Origin of the sequence: Paenibacillus sp. JNUCC-31 (assembly GCF_014844075.1) — a bacterium.
Lineage (GTDB): Bacteria > Bacillota > Bacilli > Paenibacillales > Paenibacillaceae > Paenibacillus.
Map to the genome: position 1 here is coordinate 5084769 of NZ_CP062165.1, position 20200 is coordinate 5104968.

Genomic DNA, 20200 nt, shown 5'->3' on the forward strand with positions numbered 1-20200 from the left:
AGTATTCAATATGCATCGTAATCATAAAGAGGAATGGGAGGACTGGGCATGTCTCTTGCAGGTGAAGAAAGAAGACTAAGCATAATGAACTTGCTTAACGAGCATGGGAAGGTCATTGCGGGTGACCTGGCTCGCATGTTTGAAGTTACAACAGAGACGATTCGCAGAGATTTGGATGAACTTGAGAAAGAAAATAAGCTGAAAAAGGTCTACGGTGGTGCGATCAAGCTGAAGGTGGAAGTAGAACCTGCCTTGTTCGAGAGAGCCTGTGTCAATCAAGAGGCGAAGGAGAAAATCGGGTATCTGGCATTTACGCTGATTGAAGATCACGATGTTATTTTTTTGGATGAAGGTACAACACCGCTCCAGATTATTCCGTTTCTATCCCGGAAGAGAGATGTCACAGTTCTAACGAGTTCAATCTCTGCCATGATGTCCTTGATTGAGCTGAAGAAGCGAGAGCAATTCGATGGCCGGATCATTATGCTTGGCGGTGAAGTGAGTGTGAAGCATCTCCGTGTGGCTGGTGCAATTGCAGAAGCAAGTATGTCAGACATTTTTGTGAATAAAGCCTTTGTAACGGTAGATGCGTTATCCATGGAACATGGATTCACAAGCTATGATTATGAGAAAGCAACTTTGACTCGCAAATGGATTCAGCAATCGGAAAACTCTATCGTTCTGGCGGATTCATCGAAATGGTATAAGCGATCGATGGTGAAGATCTGTGATTTCGAGAATGTGGATATGGTTATCTCGGAACTGGAGCCCCCGGCAGAATGGAAAGCGCAGCTTGACGAATCCAATACCAAATGGATGATGCCGAGTGAAACTCACGTGTGAAGACGAATGTATGAACAGTAAAGTGAAAAAAGGAACTGCTGTCGCAGCTCCTTTCTTCTCTTAATCGGGCATAATCCAGACGATTTCGGCAATGCGCACAAAAAATTTCTTCTGTCTTTCCTCCAGCACAACGTGGTCATGCTTAACAGTGACGACACATCCGTCAAGTCTGCCGCGTGTCGTTTCAAGGATAACCACTTTTCCGACCAAGGACATCAAGCTCTCGACTATACAATGATCTACCTGATGGACCACAATGTTATGAGGCATGTGGTGCATGTAAGGTGAGTTAGCCATATGATGCATCATTGGATAATTATTCACGAAAAAACCTCCCAAATCATTTATAGGGCATTCTATGCGGTTGCCTACCCATACGACACAGGATGATTGCTTTGAAAACGAACAAATCGTAAATCTGAATGAGCCATGACAACTTTGCTGTGAATCGGAGCGTTTGAATTTTGATGTTCTTTTCATCTCCATTTCAGATTCCATTAAGGTAGCAGGGGTAAGATAAGTCTTGTAAACCCCTTCTCGTGTTAAATAGATGTGTGACTAGCCCCGTCGGATCGTCCGGCGGGGCACTTTTTTCATTTCATTGGTTGATGGTATGATAGGTAAATACATATACGCAAGTAACGGAGGGATGATTTGTGGACCCCAGCCTGCACCCACTGTTCAGACCCATTCAAATGAATGGAGCAGATTTGAACACCTATTATATTGAGCAAACCCCATCTGTTTCCCTGCTGGCTTATGTAGCCTGTTATTGGGAGTCGGGTTCTATTCCGGATTCAGAAAAGAACCAAGGTACAGCAGATCAGCCTTATATGTCTGTGCCTGCTCGGGTATTGCCAGATGGTTGCACGGACATGCTGATTACATACAACCCCATCCGTTTGGTACATTCATACGCGTACTGTGGCAATTATACACATCCGTTCGTTGTACCTGAGTCAGCCAATGTGTCTGCTTCTTCCGAATACACATTTGGCGTACGCTTTTTCCCGGGGGGAGCATATGTCTTTCACGGTTTGCCGTTGGAAGAATTTACGGACAGGCGAATTCCGCTTGAGGAATGTTGGCCAGCCAAGCTGAATGGACTTCAGGAGCGGATGGCTGAAACGAGTTGCTTTGAAGAACGGGTACAGGTGATGAATTCCTATTTGAGCCCATTGTCCGTGCAGGCCCATACATATGAGAGTGATATGATGAAAAATGTGCTGCACCGTGTATTTATGGATGGAGGGCGGATGAGTGTCAGTGAACTGGCAATGCGAGAGGTTATCAGTGAACGGCAGTTGCATCGGAAATTTGCAGAATGGATTGGAATCAGTCCAAAGCGATTCAGCGAAGTTGTTCGTTTTCACCGTGTCCTGGACAGTATTCATCAGGGGCATACGGAGGATGGGGTAGAGCTGGCCTTGATTCATGGTTTTTATGACCAAGCCCATCTGATTCGTCAATTTCGCAAGTTCTATGGAGACACCCCGCTGACAGCTGCCAAAGAACATCATCAGATGTTGTCCGATTTGTACAATAAATCAGCTGCTCAATCCGTTATATTGAATTCATGACAATATATAAGATAAAGGAGAGACTATTTATGAATGGAACAATGCAAATGCGGGATCATCTGCTCCGTGAATTGGAGACAGGGGTTCGTACGGGAGCTAGCTTGATTCGCTTGATCCGTCCAGAGGACTGGGCTTATCGCCCGCAGGAGAATATGCGTTCACTGGTGGAACTGGTCCACCATTTTATTCAGATCACGGCATCGGACCTTGTGATTATGCAGGAGAAAGACGAGGCAGAAGTTGGTTTGGTGGAGAATAGCTTGTCGGGGATCGAGGACATTGAAAAACTGGAGGCGACCCTCTGGAGCAATTTGGAAACCTACAAAGCGTATATCGTTTCATTGAGCGAAGAAGATCTGTTAAACCGTTCAACCAAAGCCTTCTATATGGAGCATGGCCATTTGCAGGCCCAATGGCAGATTGAAACGTTAACGCATGTATTCCACCACCGTTCACAGCTATATAACTATCTCAAACAGCGGGGGCATGAGCTGAACTTTTTCATGCTTTATGCTTAACAATCTTAGAATGTGAGTGCATGGAATTGGCTTCGCCGGATGATCTGGCGGGGCTTTTTGATTAGGCAGTCTAGCATCTCTATTAAAATGGACAGTATAACACTGTCATTTACCGTTACATTAATAGATTCCAAACATAGAATACTGTATCAAAGCAAAAAGGAGGTGATTTCCATGGCCATCCTTTTACCGCAACAGTTTTACAACTTGGCTGCAAGCGTGGGCAAATCGTATTATGAGAACCTGGCTGGAGGTGTCAATGCCAGCATCACGGTTAACAACTTTGGTCCGTTCGCAGTCAGTTTGGTTGTTACTCGCGTGGATGCACCTGTCATCACGTATTTAATCCCTGCCGGCAACAGCCTTACACTGTCTGTAAACTTGCTGCTCGTAGCTGCCTTATTGACGAGTGCAGCAGGTGCTTCTACAGGTACGATTCAAATTGCAACATCTGATTTCTGATTGATGTAATTCGTTTGTTGAGCCTCTGTCGGACATGTTGCCGACAGGGGCTTAAACTATTTTTGAGGATAGATATGGCTGATGTGAAGATGGTATCATATGGGATGTGTTAAATAAAACCTGTGGTTATAAGAATGATATTCTTACGCCAAACGAAAGGAAGATTCGATGTTGAAAAAGATATTCATCTACGTTTTGGGGGTAAGCTTGGGATTGTCTTTATTCCTGTCTCCGCATGCTATTCAGGCAGCTTCTGTCATGAGTACCCTCGAGTACAGTAACGGATCGACGTATTATGGAGAAACCCAAAATGGAAAACCGCACGGATATGGAACAATGAGCTGGGGAAAGAGCAAAACCTACAAAGGAAACTGGATGGCAGGCAAACGTTCAGGTCAGGGTGTTTATAAAGTAGTTACGCGTGGTGAGGACAGCATTACAGAGCTTAAGTATGACGGGTTCTGGAAGAACGACAAAAAGGAAGGGAAAGGTGAACTGCAAAGTACAGAAACTTCACTGACAGGTGAAATGCAGGAAGCGCGAATTCAGACCGGAACATTTACAAAGGATCAGTGGAGTGCCGGGTATGATGTTTGGCATGTTACAGTGGCAGATCCTCCGTATTCTTTTATTTATAAAGATTCGAAAATGAGTCTTAAAATTCTGGGGGATGCCGGAAATATATTAAATGGATTGAAAGCTGGTTATTTCTTCTCGTTTACATATCACAAGGGAAAAGTATACAAAGAAGTTGGTGTCGGGGATGAGTACAGTCCCAAGCAATTTAGTTCTTTTGTTAAGAGTGTAGAAAAAGAAATTAAGCCTCTTATCAATCAGTTCGAGAAGCTGGCTCAGCAATTATAGGTATAAAGCTTAAGTAAGGGTACAAATCAAAATGTTGTTTATCCAGATGGCTATTCGAGTAATTCTATTTAGAAGTAACAGTAGATTGAGGTTAGGACACAGGAGGTTATTGGACGATGAACAGAACAACGTTTCTGGAAACCGAGCGATTGGAATTTTCGACATGGAGCGAAGAGGATCGAGCTCTGGCCTCTGCTTTATGGGGAGATCATGAGGTGACGAAGTGGATCAGCAGCAAGGGATTTCTGAGCGAGGATGAAGTGGAAGCAAGGCTGGCGCTGGAAATAAAAAGGCAAGAGGAGGTGGGGGTGCAATACTGGCCCCTCTTTGAAAAAGATTCGGAAGTGTTTGTCGGTTGCTGCGGCTTGCGCCCGTATTCTCCGGAAGAAAACATATATGAACTGGGATTTCATCTGACCAGGGATTACTGGGGCAAGGGTTATGCGATGGAGGCTGCACGGGCGGTAGTTGACTATGCATTTGGAGAACTGAAGGTTGAAGGACTGTTTGCGGGGCATCATCCTGACAATGACGTGTCGCGTCACATGCTGTCCAAGCTTGGCTTCGAGTATGTACGCGACGAGTGTTATGAACCGACTGGTTTGATGCATCCGTCCTATTTGCTGAAAAAGAGATAAATAATTTGCCATTCAGGGCAGCTCATAGATTTAAAATGTATAAGCTTGAATGGATAGCAGTAGTGACGGTCATTTTTGGGTAAATGGGTTTTCATCGTTTTTTTATTTCATTTTCAGCTTCTATTAAGGTAGTAGGGGTAAGATTATTCTTGTAAACCCCTTCTCGTGTTAGATAGATGTGTGACTGACCTCGCCGGACGCCGGTGAGGTATTTTTTTGTTTGTTTTATGGAAAATGAAAAAACAAACATAAACAAAAATAAACAGAGTATATTTTTCTGTGTATTATTGACTTATAAAGATAAACAAAGGTATAATGAATGTGAAAAAAGGAACTTACTATTGTGCGACGGCCATTCTATTTTTTATCATAAGGAGAGAATGATGATGAACGTGACCCTTACCAACGAAACAACGCAGGCAGTTGGTTTCCATATTCCTTTTGTCCGTGAGATGGCGGAAATTACCCAACATATGTGGAAAAATGGCTGGGATGAACGTAATGGAGGCAATGTTAGTTATCTTCTGGAGGAAGAGGAAGTTGCTAAATACATCGATATCAACCATGTGATCCGCAGGATTAAACCCGCATTTTCGGTACACGAACTGGCAGGGAAATATTTCATCGTGACTGCTTCGGGCAAATATTTCAAAAATGTACTGGCTGATCCGGAGAGCAATTTAGGGTTGCTGCGTGTATCGAGTGATGGCCAGGCGTTGGAAGTGCTATGGGGCTTCAAGTCAGGGGCGAACCCAACGAGTGAATTACCTACGCATTTTATGAGCCATATTGAACGTCTGAAGGTCGACCCAAACCACCGGGTTGTGATGCACAACCATGCGACCCATGTGCTGGCAATGACGTTTATCCATGAGCTGGATGAGATGAAATTTACAAAGACGTTGTGGCAGATGTGTACAGAATGTGTGGTCGTATTTCCTGACGGTGTGGGTATTATTCCGTGGATGGTGCCTGGATCGAATGAAATTGGACAGGAAACGGCTGAGAAAATGAAGGAATACCACGCGGTCATCTGGCCGCAGCATGGGATCTTTGGAACAGGCACAACGATGGATGAAGCTTTTGGTCTTATAGAGACCATTGAGAAGGCAGCCCAGGTTTATATGCTGATTCATGGTCACGAAGTCCGGCAGCGCATTACGGATGAACAACTGGTGACATTGGCTCAGGTGTTCGGTGTTACTCCACGTCCTGGCATTTTGGGCATGTAGGTTTGAGGGCACGAGATCGTATAAAAAAGAGAGTACCAACACAGCCTAATGCGGAATGGTCTTTGGTTTAGTAAACCGAAGGCCATTTTCTTTTTTTCGGCGAACAATCGCCGTTTTGGCTCAAAAAAGTTCAAAATGCTGAACAAGATCGGCTTTGTTATCGATTATTGAATCGTAGTATGCATTATCACGCGCTGGCGTATTTCGGGTGAAATGACGTATTGTCATTAGCCCTATGATTTTGCATAATAACAATGCTTCACAGATGATGGATGGAAGGAAGTTATGATCATGCTTGGCAAAATGAAGAGAATCTTAATAGGCAAGCCTATGAAATCGGCTGAATTGGATGCAGAAAAATTGGGGAAATGGAAGGCGCTTGCCATTCTGTCTTCCGATGCCCTATCGTCCGTTGCCTACGGTACGGAGCAGATCTTACTGGTGCTGGTTGCGGCCGGAGTCGCCGCCTTATGGTACTCTGTTCCAATCTCCATCGCCGTGTTGGGATTACTCGTCATTTTAATTTTTTCCTATCGCCAGACGATTTTTGCTTATCCAACAGGAGGCGGCGCGTACATCGTTGCCAAGGATAATCTCGGTACGGCTCCGAGCCTGATTGCCGGAGGATCATTGCTGGTCGATTATATTCTGACGGTTGCGGTAAGTTCGTCTGCAGGGACCGATGCGATTACATCCGCCTTTCCGATGCTTCATGATTACAGCGTAATAATTGCGTTGGTTATGATTGTGTTTCTGACGATTATGAATTTGCGGGGAGTGACGGAATCCGCTTCTGTACTGGCGATTCCCATATATTTGTTTATCTTTTCGATTGCGATTCTGATTATATCCGGGGGTATCAAATTTCTTGCGGGTGGCATGGAAGCCGCTGCGCCTGAGTTTGGAACGAGCATGTCTCATGTGAGCATGTTTCTGCTACTGAAGGCATTCAGCTCGGGGTGTTCGGCTCTCACAGGAGTCGAAGCGGTGAGCAACGCCATTCCAAACTTCAAGCAACCTGCCGAAAAAAATGCTGCGGGAACTTTGATGCTGATGGGCTGTATTCTGGGAGCCATGTTTATTGGCATCACGTTACTTGCCTATGGTTACGGAGTGAAGCCTGATCCCAAAGCCACGGTCATTTCCCAGATTGCCGAAGCCACGTTTGGCAGGGGCACGATGTATTTTATTATCCAGGGTGTAACGGCACTGATCCTGTTCCTGGCAGCGAATACGGCGTACTCGGCTTTCCCGCTGCTCTCCTTCATGATGGCGAAGGATAAATATATGCCGCATATGTTTATGGTCAGAGGAGACCGCCTTGGCTTCTCGAACGGTATCATTTTTCTCAGTGTGATGTCTGCATTGCTGGTGGTGGGATTCAAAGGAAATACGGAAAGCTTGATTCCACTCTACGCGGTGGGTGTGTTCATTCCATTTACCTTGTCCCAGCTGGGCATGATGATTCGCTGGATCAAAGTCAAACCGTCCGGCTGGGGTGTGAAGCTGCTCGTCAATACGATTGGTATGCTGACCACACTGTCGATTACATTGATTTTTATATTCACCAAGTTTACGCAAACGTGGGTTATCTTTATTTTCCTGCCACTCGTCGTCTATGTGTTCATGCGTATTCACCGTCATTATTGCAACATCGCGGATGAATTACGGATTGATATCAAGCTGGAGAAACCGATAAGAAAGGGCAATACGATCGTCATTCCGGTGGCTGGTATTACCCGGGTCGTGATGAACACGATCAGTTACGCGCAAACAATGTCAGATCACGTGGTTGCCCTGTATATCGGGTTTGATGATGAAGCCATTCGCAAGATGGAGCAGAAGTGGGAAGAGTGGAACCCGGGTGTTCGTTTGGTTGTAATTAAATCAAGATACCGCAGCATTATGGGACCGCTCAAGAAATTCATTGATACCGTAGAGTGGAAAACGGCTGAAACGGACCATATTACGATTCTGATTCCGCAGTTCATCACCAAGCATTGGTGGCAAAATGTACTGCACAACCAGACCAGCTTCATGATCCGCGCGTATCTGATCAATTATAAAGACGTGATTGTCACGACTGTGCCATATCATCTCAATCGTTAAAAGGCTTCGTATACACTGGCATGAAAACAGTATGTTTTGTGCGTTCATGCAATTCATATGATCCCAGGAATATCAACTGAACATTTGAGTTAACATTAAATATCCAGTTTTCTGTTAAATCTATGGAGTGTATATCTAATCGCTTTCATCTTCCCTTTACACACAAAGCCGCATGAACCTTCCCGAATGGAGGGAGTTCTTGCGGTTTTTTTGCTGTTCGCTGACCACGGTTAGAAGCTTCTTTAACCTCCCTAATTTGGTAAACTCAGTTGTCCACGATTAACGCTGCGTTGATTCAGAATCGATTCTGCTGTGACAGTTGGCTTTTACACTAGATAACGTGGGTGATGAAGTTCATACACCGAATGCGTAGATCAAGGGGGAAGAAAATCCGATGAGTGAGCTTGACAACCGGATCGGCTTGCCTGCTGCAAGACGGCGCGTGTCCAATACGAGTCGGCGCCGGACAGCTTCGCTGCGTGTGCAGCGGATGCGGGAGAACATGCTGGCCTATGGTTTCCTGGCACCATCGCTGCTTTTATTTGCAGTGTTTTTGTTTTATCCGATGTTCAAGTCGGTGTACCTGAGTATGCATTCCACGGACCCTACTGGACAGATTGCAGCCTATGTTGGACTGGACAATTTCAAGGCGGTGTTCCAGTCCGGACTGTTCCTGCAAGGCATGAAAGTGACGCTGCTGTTTGTCCTGTTTACCGTGCCAACCGGCATGCTCGCGGCCCTAATTCTGGCAGCTCTGACACATAACCGTTTCAAGGGAATGCGTGTGTTCCAGTTTGTATTCTCTCTGCCTGTGGTATTGTCTGTCGGTTCATCGGCGGTCATCTGGAAGTTTCTGTTCCATCCGACCTTGGGCATGCTGAATTATTTATTAGGAAAAGTTGGAATTGATCCGATTCCCTGGCTGACCAGCCCGGATTGGGCCTTAATCTCGATCTCCATCATGACCATTTGGATGAATCTCGGATTTAATTACATTATATTATCCAGTGGATTGCAGGGCATCCCTGATGAAATTTATGAGAGCGCGAAGATGGATGGCGCAGGTCCTTTGCTTACTTTTCGCAAAATCTCAATGCCACTGTTGTCGCCAACCCTGTTTTTTGTCACGGTCGTATCGATCATTGGTGCGTTCCAATCATTTGGTCAGATCAACATTCTAACCCGGGGTGGCCCGATGGACAGTACCAATGTATTCGTCTATTCCATCTATCAGGAAGCATTCGTTAATTTCCGCTTTGGAACGGGCAGTGCGCAAGCACTAATCCTGTTCGCAGTTATTATGCTGCTGACCCTGATTCAGTTCAAATGGGTGGAAAGGAAAGTGCATTACCAATGAGAACGCCTTGGACAAAAACGTTGCTGTATGTGTTGCTTACAATCTGTGCGGCACTCGTGCTGTATCCGGTGCTGTATACCTTTTTCATGGCCGTGATGACGCCGGAGGATGCCAGTGCGTATCCGCCCCATATCATCCCGCGGTCCATAGATTTGTCCAATTTTGTGGAAGTATTCGATATCGTTCCGATTGGTTCGTTTATCGGAAATACGTTCCTGGTCGCAGGACTGACGATGCTTGGTCAGCTTGTTACAGCGAGCATGGCAGCCTATGCATTCGCGAAAATGGAGTTTAGGGGCAAAAACGTCATCTTCAGCATGTTTGTGGCGACGATGATGATTCCCTGGGAAGTCACCATGATCCCGAACTATCTGACGGTGCGCAGCTGGGGCTGGCTCGATACGTACCAGGGTCTGACCATTCCGTTCCTGGCAACGGCGTTCGGCACATTCCTGCTGAGACAATTCTTCATGCAGCTTCCGAAAGAATTGTTTGAAGCGGCGAAGATCGATGGCTGCGGGCATATCCGGTATTTTGTATCACACGTCCTGCCATTGTCCCGTCCGGCACTTGGAACACTGGCGATCTATTCGTTCCTCAGCATGTACAATTCTTATCTGTGGCCGCTGCTCGTCACGAACAGTCCGGAGATGAGAACCGTACAGATCGGGATCTCGATGTTGGAGTTCCAGGAATCCACTGCATGGAATCTGGTGTTTGCTGGCACAGCGCTTGTTATTTTACCGTCGCTGCTGCTTCTGGTTTTCGGTTTGAAACAGCTTGTCCGCGGTATGGCTGCAGGCGCGCTGAAGGGTTGATTCAGTTAAAAGTTTTATGGATTTAACGGGTTTGTGGTTTGGATACCCAGGAGCGAATAAACAAGGCCTCACTCTTGAAATAAAATGTTGAGAAGATAAACCACGTAGTAGTGGAGGGGACGAAATCGATTCTGTAGAAGCGTAGCGTTCGCCTTTATCCCCGGATTTTCCCCTTTGAAGGGAATTGAATAAAATCCGGGGATAACAGCGATCGAAAGAACGATTCGGACCCGTAACGGCCACTCCGTGTAATCTCCAAGGTTTTATTGTGACGTGAGCCTCAAAAAAAGGAGAGCGATTATGATCGGGTTTCGTTTGAAAAAAAGAGGAACATTTGCATTAATGTTTGCTGCACTGATGTTGGTACTGGCCGCTTGTGGCGGAAAAACAGATACAAGCAGTCCGGCAAGCGGGGCTCAAGCCGATGCGGCTGCAGCTGAACCGGTACAACTGACATGGTGGCACTCGATGTCGGGCGCAGGGGAGAAGGCGATTAACCAACTCGCTTCCGATTTCAACGCAAGCCACCCGGACATTCAGGTGAAGGCGATTTATCAGGGGAAATACGATGAGAGCCTGAACAAACTCAAAGCTTCCATGGGTTCGGAAAGTGGCCCGGACATTATCCAGGTATACGAGATTGGCAGCAAGTTCATGATCGATTCAGGCATGATTACGCCGGTACAGCAATTCATCGACAAAGACAAGTTCGATCTGTCCCAGCTGGAACCGAATATCATTCGTTATTACACCATCGATGGCAAACTGAATGCGATGCCGTTCAACACATCGAACCCGATTCTTTACTATAACAAAGACATGTTCAAAGCAGCAGGTTTGGACCCAGAGAACCCGCCTAAGACATATGAAGAGTTTGAGCAAGCAGCCAAAGCACTGGCGAAAGACGGTAAACCGGGTGCATCCATGGCGATCTACGGCTGGTTTATGGAACAGTTCTTCGCGAACCAGAATGCAGATTATGTAAACAATGGTAACGGTAGAAATGGTGCAGCGACTGAATCCATGTTGAACTCCGAAGCAGGCGTGGAGACATTAACATGGTGGAAAAAAATGATGGACGAGAAAACCGTCTCCAATCTGGGACGCAGCACAGACGATACGACCGCTGCATTTACCGCACAGCAAATCGGCATGACGCTGGATTCTACCGCTGGATTGCGCAAAATTGTAGAGGGTGCTGGCGGCAAGTTTGAGCTGGGAACAGGATTCCTGCCTCGTCCTGCTGATGCCAAAGAAGGTGGCGTCGTGGTTGGTGGCGCAAGCTTGTATATCATGAACAACAAATCCGAAGCACAACAGCAAGCCGCTTGGGAATTCATCAAGTATCTGGCAACACCTGCGGTACAAGCCAACTGGAGTGTTGCGACAGGATACTTCCCTATTACGACAGCAGCCTACGATGAGCAAGTATTAAAGGATAATATGGCGAAGTACCCGCAATTCCAGACAGCAGTCGACCAATTGCACGCTTCTGCGGATTCGACAGCAACATCCGGGGCCGTTATGGGTGTATTCCCCGAAGCCCGTCAAATTGTCGAAGGAGCGATCGAAACGGTCCTGAATGGACAAGGAACTCCACAAGACGCATTGGATGCAGCAGCGAAGCAAATTACAGACAAGATTGCACAGTATAACAGTACGGTGAAAAAGTAATGTGTTTGTTTTTAAGGATTGGATGCGGCGATTACGCTGCATCCAATTTTTTTGTTCTAACAAGAGGAATAGTCTAACAATATTTGTTAATGATTCCGAAAATAGAATAGGGAGTTGAAATGGGGAGTCCAATAGGTATGAACGAAATTAAAAATGAGAAGGAGAGTAAAAGAATGAAAAAAATAGCCTTTCTAATCATGGTTTTTATATTGTTGTTTGTCTCAAGTGCTTATGCGGAGGATCGCAAAGTTGAAGATATTCAGCTTATGCCAGCTAAAGTCGAAGTAACAGTCGGGGAGAAAATCGATTTTGATGTGGCTTTAATTTATGATGAGGAGAATATGATGACCAGTGTTGATTATCCCTTTCTAGGTAACCATGTTGGTCTCTCAAAAACAGACTATACCATCAGCAAACCACATATACTCAAGTTATTGAGCAATGGGATGTTAAAGATAACGGGTGTGGGTTCATCCAAAGTTACCGTTAAGGTCGGAAATATCGAGAAATCGGTTGTCATATCAGGTAGCTTGAAGGATGCCATTGATGGGGGATATATCAAAGAGGGTGTAACATTTGTTCCAATGACAGAGGTATTCAAGGCACTGGGGGGAAGTGTTACTTACATTGCTCAACAGGGCAACTTTGACATTAAGGTTGGTTCTACAACAATAACGCTCCCCAAAACGGGAACAAAGGCAACACTAAACGGAGAGCCGTTAACGCTCAAGTCACCACTGCTTATTCATAATGGCGTAACCTTGTTTCCTGCCTCTGTTCTCTCAGATGCGTTGGATGGAGCACTGACGTACAACGCCAAAACGAAGCAAATGCAAATATCCATGGGTAAAGGAACAATGGCTGTTAATATCGAACAACCTGCCAAACCAAACAATGTAACAGCCACAACTACCCCAACGAAAGGAAAACTATATGCTGTGCCTGCTTCGGGGGATATGAAAGGATGGAGTATTCTAAAGGGTCACCCTTACGAGAAAAGTACCCGTGTTTATTTCAAGGTGAATGGATCAATAGTTCAGATTCATACTAAGGATATAAGCAAGGTTGATCTTAATAAAAAAGTAACGTGGACAGACCTAGATGGCAAAAAACACACAAATACGATCAAACAGTTGTATATTGTTTTTGGGAAATTAAGTAATGAATATAGCAGTGAGTTATTATATAAAATGTTTGGGGAAACCTATTCAGACTGGATATCTATATCGTCAGTGAATGCGGAAAAGTATGTTGATCAGTATTTGGAGCAACAAGGTTTGATCTAATCACTTGGAAGCAATATTTAGTCTTAACGTTTACAATTATTATGTCTCACAATGTTCCACAAGGACGTCTCTGAAACTGGAGATTCCCTTGTGTTTTTTTTATCTGTTTTCATTTCTTTTTACATATCTGATCCAAAATTAACATTCCTTTGATTAGGTTTGAGTTTGTTCTTAATAATTCACTCTTAAAATGAAAACATGTGGGGGAGACAAACTCGCATGTTTTTCTGTGTGGACATATACAATCAAAGGCTGGGCGTAACAAAAATAGGGATGGAGTGGTTATCGTTAAATGTCGAAAAAATAAATGTAATTTCTTTTATGTTATATTATCTTACGTTAATTGTACCTAAGTGAACATGAATGTGACATTTTTAATTTCGGAAAGCTTGTTTTCATCTGAAAATTAGTACTCTTGTACGGTTTTAAGCGAAAAAACAAGTATGATTTATGAAGTGTATGTTCTATTTTGTGACATATAAAAAGAATATTGTTTACACGGAATAGAAGTTCAGTTATCTTATATTTGAACTAATGTACAAGCTTCATGAACAAATGATTGTAAAATCGACACATGGGGGTAGGTAAAAGATGTATTGGATGCAAATGAAAAGCTGGCTCAGGTTGTTCCTGGCCATGGTCCTGTTGATAACAGGGGCCATTCCGGCCGGATTGTTCAACAGTAAGGCCTCTGCGGCAGATGAGCCGTTAACGGTTGCTCAGGCACAGGCGAAGAATTCTGACAAATCTATAGCGACTGTTGAAGGATATGTAGTTGGTTACTACAACAGTGGAAGCTCTATCCAGCTAAGTCCTCCGTTTACTTCTGACACAAACTTTGCACTGGCAGATCGACCTGATGAAACAGATGTGAGCAAAATGATGCCCGTACAAGTACCCACAACTGCTCCTCGCAGCACTTTTGGACTACAAAGCAATACTTCCTTATATCATTCCAAAGTTCGAATTAACAGCGTTAGTTTGGAAACCTATTTTACTGTAAACGGAATTAAAAGCACTGCTTCGACCATTTTCCAACTGATCGATGAGACGCCGGAAACCAAAGTGGCAAACGTCACAGCAAATCCATCCTCGGGTGCAGTTCCAGCAGGCACACAGGTTACACTGGCAACAACTACAGTTGGTGCAGCCGTATACTATAAGTTAGATGATGAAAATGCTTTTCTCCCATATACAGTGCCAATCACAGTGAATGATACGATTCACATTGAAGCTTATGCACACAAAAGTGGATTGATGGATAGCGATATTACGCTTCTTGACTATACCATCGTCGACAACACCCCCATTTCAATCTCCGAAGCACGAAATAAATCTGAGAATACGCCTGTTACCGTACAAGGGATTGTAACCTACCGAGAAGAATCGGGTGGATTGGCGAACTTGTACATTCAGGATGATCATGCTGGAATCGTTATTCGTGGAACGGACGCCACTGTGGAGCCAGGTGACCGTATTGAAGCTTATGGACCACTGACGATCTATAACGGTTTGCTTCAGGTAGAGAAGGACAAGACTGGATTTCCAGGCGGTTATATTAAGGTATTGGATAAAACACAAGAAATCCCTGAACCGGTTACATTGACATCCAAAGAGCTTACGCCTGCTGAAGGCGGAGGAAAGGGTACAGGTGGCATCTATGAAGGGATGCTTGTCGAAGTCAACGCAGTTACAGTGACAAGAAGCAGCAGTTCCACCTTTTATGCGACAGATGCCGATGGCGGAGAGATCACGATCTATGCCAAAAATAGCCCTACTGCACTGGCAACAGGCAAAACATACGAAAAAGTGACAGGGGTTTTGACCTATCATACAAGTTATGGTCTTGAACTGATTCCACGTACAGCATCGGATGTTGTCGAAAATCTGCTGTCTGTTACAGCAAGTGTTCCATCAGGAGGTATTATCAAAGGATCAACAGTCACTTTATCCTCGCCAACAGCAGGAGCAGAAATCTATTACACGATTGATGGGACTGAGCCAACCCAAACATCTGCAAAGTACAGTGCCCCGATTACATTAGAAGAGGACACGGTGGTTAAAGCGATTGCTGTATCAGGTGGAAATACAAGTGATGTGTATAGCTTTACTTACAAAGTTCTTCATGAACTGGACAATCTTAGAATCCATGATATTCAAGGGACTTCCCATAACTCTTTGTATGATGGTTTGGCTGTCCAGAATGTCGAAGGTATTGTGACTTATGTTGTAAATGCAAGTTCCTTCTATATACAGGAAATTCCTGGAATGGAAGATGGCGATGTGAAAACATCCGAAGGCATACTTATCTATAAGTCTTCACATGGAATGACAGTAGGTAATAAGGTGAAGGTGTCTGGTCAGGTCAAAGAATATGCAACAGCGACGACCGAACTGTCAACGACAGAGATCGTAGCGACAGCAATAACAGTTGAAGACAATAACCTAGAGCTTCCTGAACCTGTGATTTTGGGAACTAATGGTCGTATTATCCCAACCGTGATTGATTCAGATCAGTTCGGGGAGTTTAACCCGGAGACGGATGCGATCGATTTTTATGAAAGTCTGGAAGGCATGAGAGTTCAACTTGATAATGCAACAATTATCGGTCCGTATTCCAGTGAACCGGGTGTGGCCGTTGTCGTTGACAATGGTCCAAATAATCCGGTACGTACACCAGCAGGAGGTGTCATCCTCACTGCGGATGGTAGAGAACCATATGAGAGTGCGCTTAATCCACAACGTTTGTTCATTAACAAAAAGCCTTCTCAGGCGGTCAAAACCGGTGACAAGCTCACCGAGTCCGTCAAAGGTGTTATGACGTATTCCAACGGAAATTTCAAGGTGAATCCGGAGGGGAACCTTCCAGCTATCACTTCCGGGGGGCTGGAACAAGCAACAACAACGATTCAGCAGGCCGATGGTAAGTTGACAATTGCAACTTTCAATGTGGAAAATTTCAGCAAGAAGGATGCAGCGAGAGCTGTCAAAATCGGTGGAATTGTAGTCAATAATCTAAAAAATCCTGATATTATTGGCATTATGGAAGTACAAGATAATGATGGAGCTACAGACAGTGGAACAACTGCTGCGGATGCAAGTTTCCAAACCCTAATTGATGCTATTGCATCTAAAGGCGGCCCTACTTATAAATACACGGATATTGCTCCAGAAAACAATAAGGATGGTGGAGCTCCGGGAGGGAACATCCGCGTAGGATTCTTATACAATGAGTCACGTGTAACCCTGAAACAAGGAAATAAAGGGGATGCAGTGACGGGTATCCAAGTGGAATCGGACGGGAGTTTGTCCCTGAATCCTGGACGCATTGATCCAACAAACGATGCTTTTGCAAGCTCGCGTAAACCGCTCGCCGCCGAATTCGAATTCAATGGAGAACGTGTTGTTGTGATTGCAAATCATCTGAATTCCAAAGGCGGCGATTTGAAGCCTTACGGAAGTATACAGCCGGCGACAAGAAGCAGTGAGATTCAACGTGCACGACAGGCGACTGCTGTGAACGGTTTTATTAAGGAACTGTTAAGTAAAGACCCAAAGGTCAATGTCACAGTTCTCGGCGATTTCAATGACTTCCAGTTCTCCAAAACATTGAACATTGTTGAAGGGAATGAATTGGACAATCTGGTAAACAAACTGCCAGAGAACAAGCGCTACTCCTACATCTATGACGGGAATTCCCAGACACTGGATCACATTCTGGTGAGCAAAAACCTGTCTGATACTGCAGTAATCGAAGCTGTTCACGTGAATGCTGATTTCGAAGACTCTCATGGGCGCGTCAGTGATCATGATCCGCTGCTCGCCCAGCTAAGCATTGGAAGCACAGCGGAAGAAGGCGACTTCAACCTGCGTGTATTGCACACCAATGATACGCACGCGCATCTGGATAACATTCCGCGCCGCGTAACAGCTATCAAGGAAACACGCAATGATAACACCCTTGTGCTGGATGCAGGGGACGTATTCTCGGGTACACTGTATTTCAATCTCTTTAACGGCCTGGCCGACCTGGAGTTCATGAACATGATCGGATACGATGCCATGACCTTCGGAAACCATGAGTTTGATAAAGGGCCAAGTGCACTGAAAGCTTTTATTGAACAAGCGAACTTCCCGTTTGTGAGTGCCAATATCGACTATACCAAGGATGCGAATTTGGGTAGCCTGTACAACGGTACCATCGGGAATCCAGGCGAGAATTCTCAAATCTATCCGGCCATTATTACGGAAGTGAACGGTGAGAAGGTTGGAATCTTTGGCTTGACGACACCGGATACCGTATCCCTTTCCTCGCCGGGAGATGATCTGAAGTTTAGGGATTACAAGGCAAGTGCTCAGGCTACGGTGAACATGCTGAAAGATGAAGGTATCAACAAAATCATCGCGCTGACCCATCTGGGTTACTCGGAAGACCTGAAGCTGGCAGAAGCTGTAGAAGGCATCGACATTGTGGTTGGTGGTCATTCACACACCATTCTGAACAAACCGGTGGTTGTGGATACGCACATGGACCCGACGCTTGTGGTACAGACAGGTGAATATGACGTTTCGTTGGGTCAACTGGATGTAACGTTTGATGAAGCAGGCGTGTTGAAAACATGGAACGGCAAGTTGCTGAACCTGGATGCGAAGGATGCCTCTGGAGCATACGTCTACGCCAATGATCCGGAAGCAACAGAGAAACTGGCAAGTTATGCAGGGCCTCTGGCCGAGTTCAAAAAAGAAGTCATCGGTAAAACGAATGTATTCCTTGATGGCGAACGCGGCAGCGTACGCAAGCAGGAAACCAACCTTGGTAATCTGATGACAGACGGCATGCTGGAGAAAGTGAAATCCATAGTGAAGGAAAGCGACGTTAAAGGATATGTCGCCATCCAAAACGGTGGAGGTATTCGGGCTTCGTTCCAAAAAGGAGATATCACGTTAGGTGATCTGCTAACCGTGATGCCATTCGGCAACAACTTGTCTGCATTAAAAATGACAGGTAAGGAAATTACGGCTGCGCTTGAAAATGGCGTGAGCGGTGTGGAAACAGGAGAAGGGCGTTTCCCGCAAGTTTCAGGCATGCGTTTCTACTACGATTCCACGAAGCCGGGTGAGAAAATTGATGCGATAACCAATACGGTGACCCAAGTCGGTCAACGAGTCCTCAAAGTACAAATTAAAAATGCCAATGGCACGTATACGGATATCGACCCAAACGGGTATTACATCGTCGCGACAAACTCGTTTATGGCTAACGGTGGAGACTTCTACCGCGCCATGAGAGTGGCGAAGGATGACAACCGATACTATGAACTGAATCTGGTGGATTATGAAATCTTCCATGAACATTTGGACCGTGTAGGTACGGTAAACCAGACAACGGAAGGACGGAGTACCGATCTGAAGGGAGCGCCACTTCCGGGTGATGGGAATGGAAGCAACCCTGGCAATGGCGGCAATCCGGGCAGTGGTAATAGTGGTGGAGGCACAACGACACCAACCACACCTGTAACGCCAACGAACCCAACTACTCCGACCACACCAACAACACCATCCGTCCCGGGTAATGGTAATAGCGGAGGAACCACGCCAACCAATCCGGGTACAGTTTTAAAAGATATCGGCAATCATTGGGCGGTAGCTGCCATTGAGCAGGCCATTTCCCGGGGAATTGTGAATGGATATCAAGACGGTAATTTCCGTCCGAATGCTCCGGCAACACGCGCCGAGTTCATTGTGATGCTGGCAAGAGCATTTGAACTTCCAGCCAGCACTAAGGCGTTGACGTTCAAGGATGCTTCCAAAATTCCGGCTTGGGCACAATCCTTTATTGCTCAAGCTGTAGAACAGGGAATCATCAGTGGATATACAGATGAGACGTTCCGTGCATCCGGCAAAGTATCACGTGTGGAGATGACCGTTATGCTTGTAAGAGCATTGGGGCTTCCAGTTGATTCGAAATCCACATTAACCTTTGCAGATGCGAATAAAGTACCTGCATGGGCCGTACCTTACATCGCAGCTGCATATGATGCAGGACTGGTGAAGGGTACAGGCAAGAACATGTTTAATCCGCTCACGGAAGCAACTCGTGCTGAAGTCGTGACATTGCTGATGTCAGCAAGTGAGTTTCAGGCGAAGTAATAAATACTAGTCAATCTTCCTATGAAAAGGGAGCCAATACGCTAATGAAAACAGCTTGCAGACCTTCATCTGCAAGCTGTTTTTTTACCAATTAATGACTGTTCATTTTCACCAGAGTAAGGTATAGCAGACAGGATTATAGGGAAGGAGTGTTGACATGCAAGATCAACCGGTTTTAATCGCACTATTAGCTATTGCTGCAGGGATTTTCAGTTTGTTAGGTGGGATCAACAATTGGGATTGGTTTATGAAGAGTTTTAGAGCAGGTCTCTTTGTGAAAACCATGGGACGTCAGGGTGCAAGAGTGGTGTATGGTATTTTAGGTACTGTGCTGATTACCATTGGTGTATTATTGTTGCTGATTGGGTAAGCGTAGAAAAAGAGAAGAAAAGAAAAAATTGTAGAGCCTGAGTACATAAATCAGTTTCACAGCCTTTAATGTAGAAGGTAACGATTAGTACGTTTAGCTTTATGCTTGAGATTTTCGAGGTTAGTTAGGATGTGGAAGTTAGCTTTTTAAAAAGTCTTGAAGCCCAAGTCGGTTTACCCTGGGGAATGTGTAGACAAATTTTGCCAACCGCGAGTGAGTCGCTGACACCTAATCCCATCCGGAGCCAAGCTTTTCATTGAAAGGGAGAAAATCCACTTTAACGGCACTTCAGGTACACT

15 protein-coding genes are annotated in these 20200 nt (G+C 45.2%); 14 read left to right on the forward strand and 1 reads right to left on the reverse strand.

Features of this window, described 5'->3' with window-relative positions; genetic code table 11:
- Positions 1-48 precede the first annotated feature (48 nt).
- Positions 49-843, forward strand: coding sequence for a DeoR/GlpR family DNA-binding transcription regulator (locus JNUCC31_RS22005; protein WP_192264752.1), 795 nt, complete (start codon positions 49-51; stop codon positions 841-843).
- A gap of 60 nt (positions 844-903) precedes the next feature.
- Here JNUCC31_RS22005 and JNUCC31_RS22010 read toward each other — a convergent pair whose 3' ends face one another.
- Positions 904-1167, reverse strand: coding sequence for a DUF2642 domain-containing protein (locus tag JNUCC31_RS22010; protein ID WP_228469179.1), 264 nt, complete (start codon positions 1165-1167; stop codon positions 904-906).
- Between the two features lie 332 nt (positions 1168-1499).
- On the opposite strand from JNUCC31_RS22010, the gene JNUCC31_RS22015 reads away from it, so the two are divergent.
- From JNUCC31_RS22015 to JNUCC31_RS22075, 13 genes are all read left to right on the forward strand, one after another.
- Entirely contained in the window at positions 1500-2423 is a 924-nt protein-coding gene (locus JNUCC31_RS22015; RefSeq protein ID WP_192264754.1) for an AraC family transcriptional regulator, read from the forward strand.
- Positions 2424-2452: 29 nt separating this feature from the next.
- Positions 2453-2941, forward strand: coding sequence for a DinB family protein (locus JNUCC31_RS22020; RefSeq protein WP_192264756.1), 489 nt, complete (start codon positions 2453-2455; stop codon positions 2939-2941).
- A gap of 174 nt (positions 2942-3115) precedes the next feature.
- Entirely contained in the window at positions 3116-3403 is a 288-nt protein-coding gene (locus JNUCC31_RS22025; protein ID WP_192264758.1) for a hypothetical protein, read from the forward strand.
- A gap of 168 nt (positions 3404-3571) precedes the next feature.
- Positions 3572-4267: an MORN repeat-containing protein gene (locus tag JNUCC31_RS22030; protein ID WP_192264760.1), complete on the forward strand. Its 696-nt coding sequence runs from the start codon at positions 3572-3574 to the stop codon at positions 4265-4267.
- A 116-nt stretch (positions 4268-4383) separates the two neighbouring features.
- Positions 4384-4905 carry a GNAT family N-acetyltransferase gene (locus JNUCC31_RS22035; protein ID WP_192264762.1) on the forward strand — a complete coding sequence of 174 codons (522 nt, stop codon included), beginning with the start codon at positions 4384-4386 and terminating at the stop codon, positions 4903-4905.
- 386 nt (positions 4906-5291) lie between these two features.
- Entirely contained in the window at positions 5292-6137 is an 846-nt protein-coding gene (gene rhaD / locus JNUCC31_RS22040) for a rhamnulose-1-phosphate aldolase (protein ID WP_192264764.1), read from the forward strand.
- Between the two features lie 291 nt (positions 6138-6428).
- Positions 6429-8246 carry an APC family permease gene (locus tag JNUCC31_RS22045; protein ID WP_192264767.1) on the forward strand — a complete coding sequence of 606 codons (1818 nt, stop codon included), beginning with the start codon at positions 6429-6431 and terminating at the stop codon, positions 8244-8246.
- Positions 8247-8640: 394 nt separating this feature from the next.
- Entirely contained in the window at positions 8641-9603 is a 963-nt protein-coding gene (locus JNUCC31_RS22050; protein WP_192264769.1) for a carbohydrate ABC transporter permease, read from the forward strand.
- Positions 9600-10421: a carbohydrate ABC transporter permease gene (locus tag JNUCC31_RS22055; protein WP_192264771.1), complete on the forward strand. Its 822-nt coding sequence runs from the start codon at positions 9600-9602 to the stop codon at positions 10419-10421. The genes JNUCC31_RS22050 and JNUCC31_RS22055 overlap by 4 nt, the downstream gene beginning before the upstream one ends.
- 300 nt (positions 10422-10721) lie before the next feature.
- Positions 10722-12095 carry an ABC transporter substrate-binding protein gene (locus JNUCC31_RS22060; protein ID WP_192264773.1) on the forward strand — a complete coding sequence of 458 codons (1374 nt, stop codon included), beginning with the start codon at positions 10722-10724 and terminating at the stop codon, positions 12093-12095.
- Positions 12096-12232: 137 nt separating this feature from the next.
- A complete protein-coding gene (locus tag JNUCC31_RS22065; protein ID WP_192264776.1) occupies positions 12233-13381 on the forward strand; it encodes a copper amine oxidase N-terminal domain-containing protein in 1149 nt (382 codons plus the stop codon).
- Positions 13382-13972: 591 nt separating this feature from the next.
- Positions 13973-19531: a 5'-nucleotidase C-terminal domain-containing protein gene (locus tag JNUCC31_RS22070; protein ID WP_192264779.1), complete on the forward strand. Its 5559-nt coding sequence runs from the start codon at positions 13973-13975 to the stop codon at positions 19529-19531.
- A gap of 157 nt (positions 19532-19688) precedes the next feature.
- Entirely contained in the window at positions 19689-19901 is a 213-nt protein-coding gene (locus JNUCC31_RS22075; protein WP_192264781.1) for an immunity 17 family protein, read from the forward strand.
- Positions 19902-20200 lie beyond the last annotated feature (299 nt).

Excerpts from the sequence above, each read along its gene's own strand:
- JNUCC31_RS22005 (WP_192264752.1), top strand. The coding sequence starts at position 49 with ATGTCTCTTGCAGGTGAAGAAAGAAGACTAAGCATAATGAACTTGCTT.
- JNUCC31_RS22020 (WP_192264756.1), top strand. The coding sequence starts at position 2,453 with ATGAATGGAACAATGCAAATGCGGGATCATCTGCTCCGTGAATTGGAG.
- JNUCC31_RS22025 (WP_192264758.1), top strand. The coding sequence starts at position 3,116 with ATGGCCATCCTTTTACCGCAACAGTTTTACAACTTGGCTGCAAGCGTG.
- JNUCC31_RS22030 (WP_192264760.1), top strand. The coding sequence starts at position 3,572 with ATGTTGAAAAAGATATTCATCTACGTTTTGGGGGTAAGCTTGGGATTG.
- JNUCC31_RS22035 (WP_192264762.1), top strand. The coding sequence starts at position 4,384 with ATGAACAGAACAACGTTTCTGGAAACCGAGCGATTGGAATTTTCGACA.
- rhaD (WP_192264764.1), top strand. The coding sequence starts at position 5,292 with ATGAACGTGACCCTTACCAACGAAACAACGCAGGCAGTTGGTTTCCAT.
- JNUCC31_RS22045 (WP_192264767.1), top strand. The coding sequence starts at position 6,429 with ATGCTTGGCAAAATGAAGAGAATCTTAATAGGCAAGCCTATGAAATCG.
- JNUCC31_RS22050 (WP_192264769.1), top strand. The coding sequence starts at position 8,641 with ATGAGTGAGCTTGACAACCGGATCGGCTTGCCTGCTGCAAGACGGCGC.
- JNUCC31_RS22055 (WP_192264771.1), top strand. The coding sequence starts at position 9,600 with ATGAGAACGCCTTGGACAAAAACGTTGCTGTATGTGTTGCTTACAATC.
- JNUCC31_RS22060 (WP_192264773.1), top strand. The coding sequence starts at position 10,722 with ATGATCGGGTTTCGTTTGAAAAAAAGAGGAACATTTGCATTAATGTTT.
- JNUCC31_RS22065 (WP_192264776.1), top strand. The coding sequence starts at position 12,233 with ATGAACGAAATTAAAAATGAGAAGGAGAGTAAAAGAATGAAAAAAATA.
- JNUCC31_RS22070 (WP_192264779.1), top strand. The coding sequence starts at position 13,973 with ATGTATTGGATGCAAATGAAAAGCTGGCTCAGGTTGTTCCTGGCCATG.
- JNUCC31_RS22075 (WP_192264781.1), top strand. The coding sequence starts at position 19,689 with ATGCAAGATCAACCGGTTTTAATCGCACTATTAGCTATTGCTGCAGGG.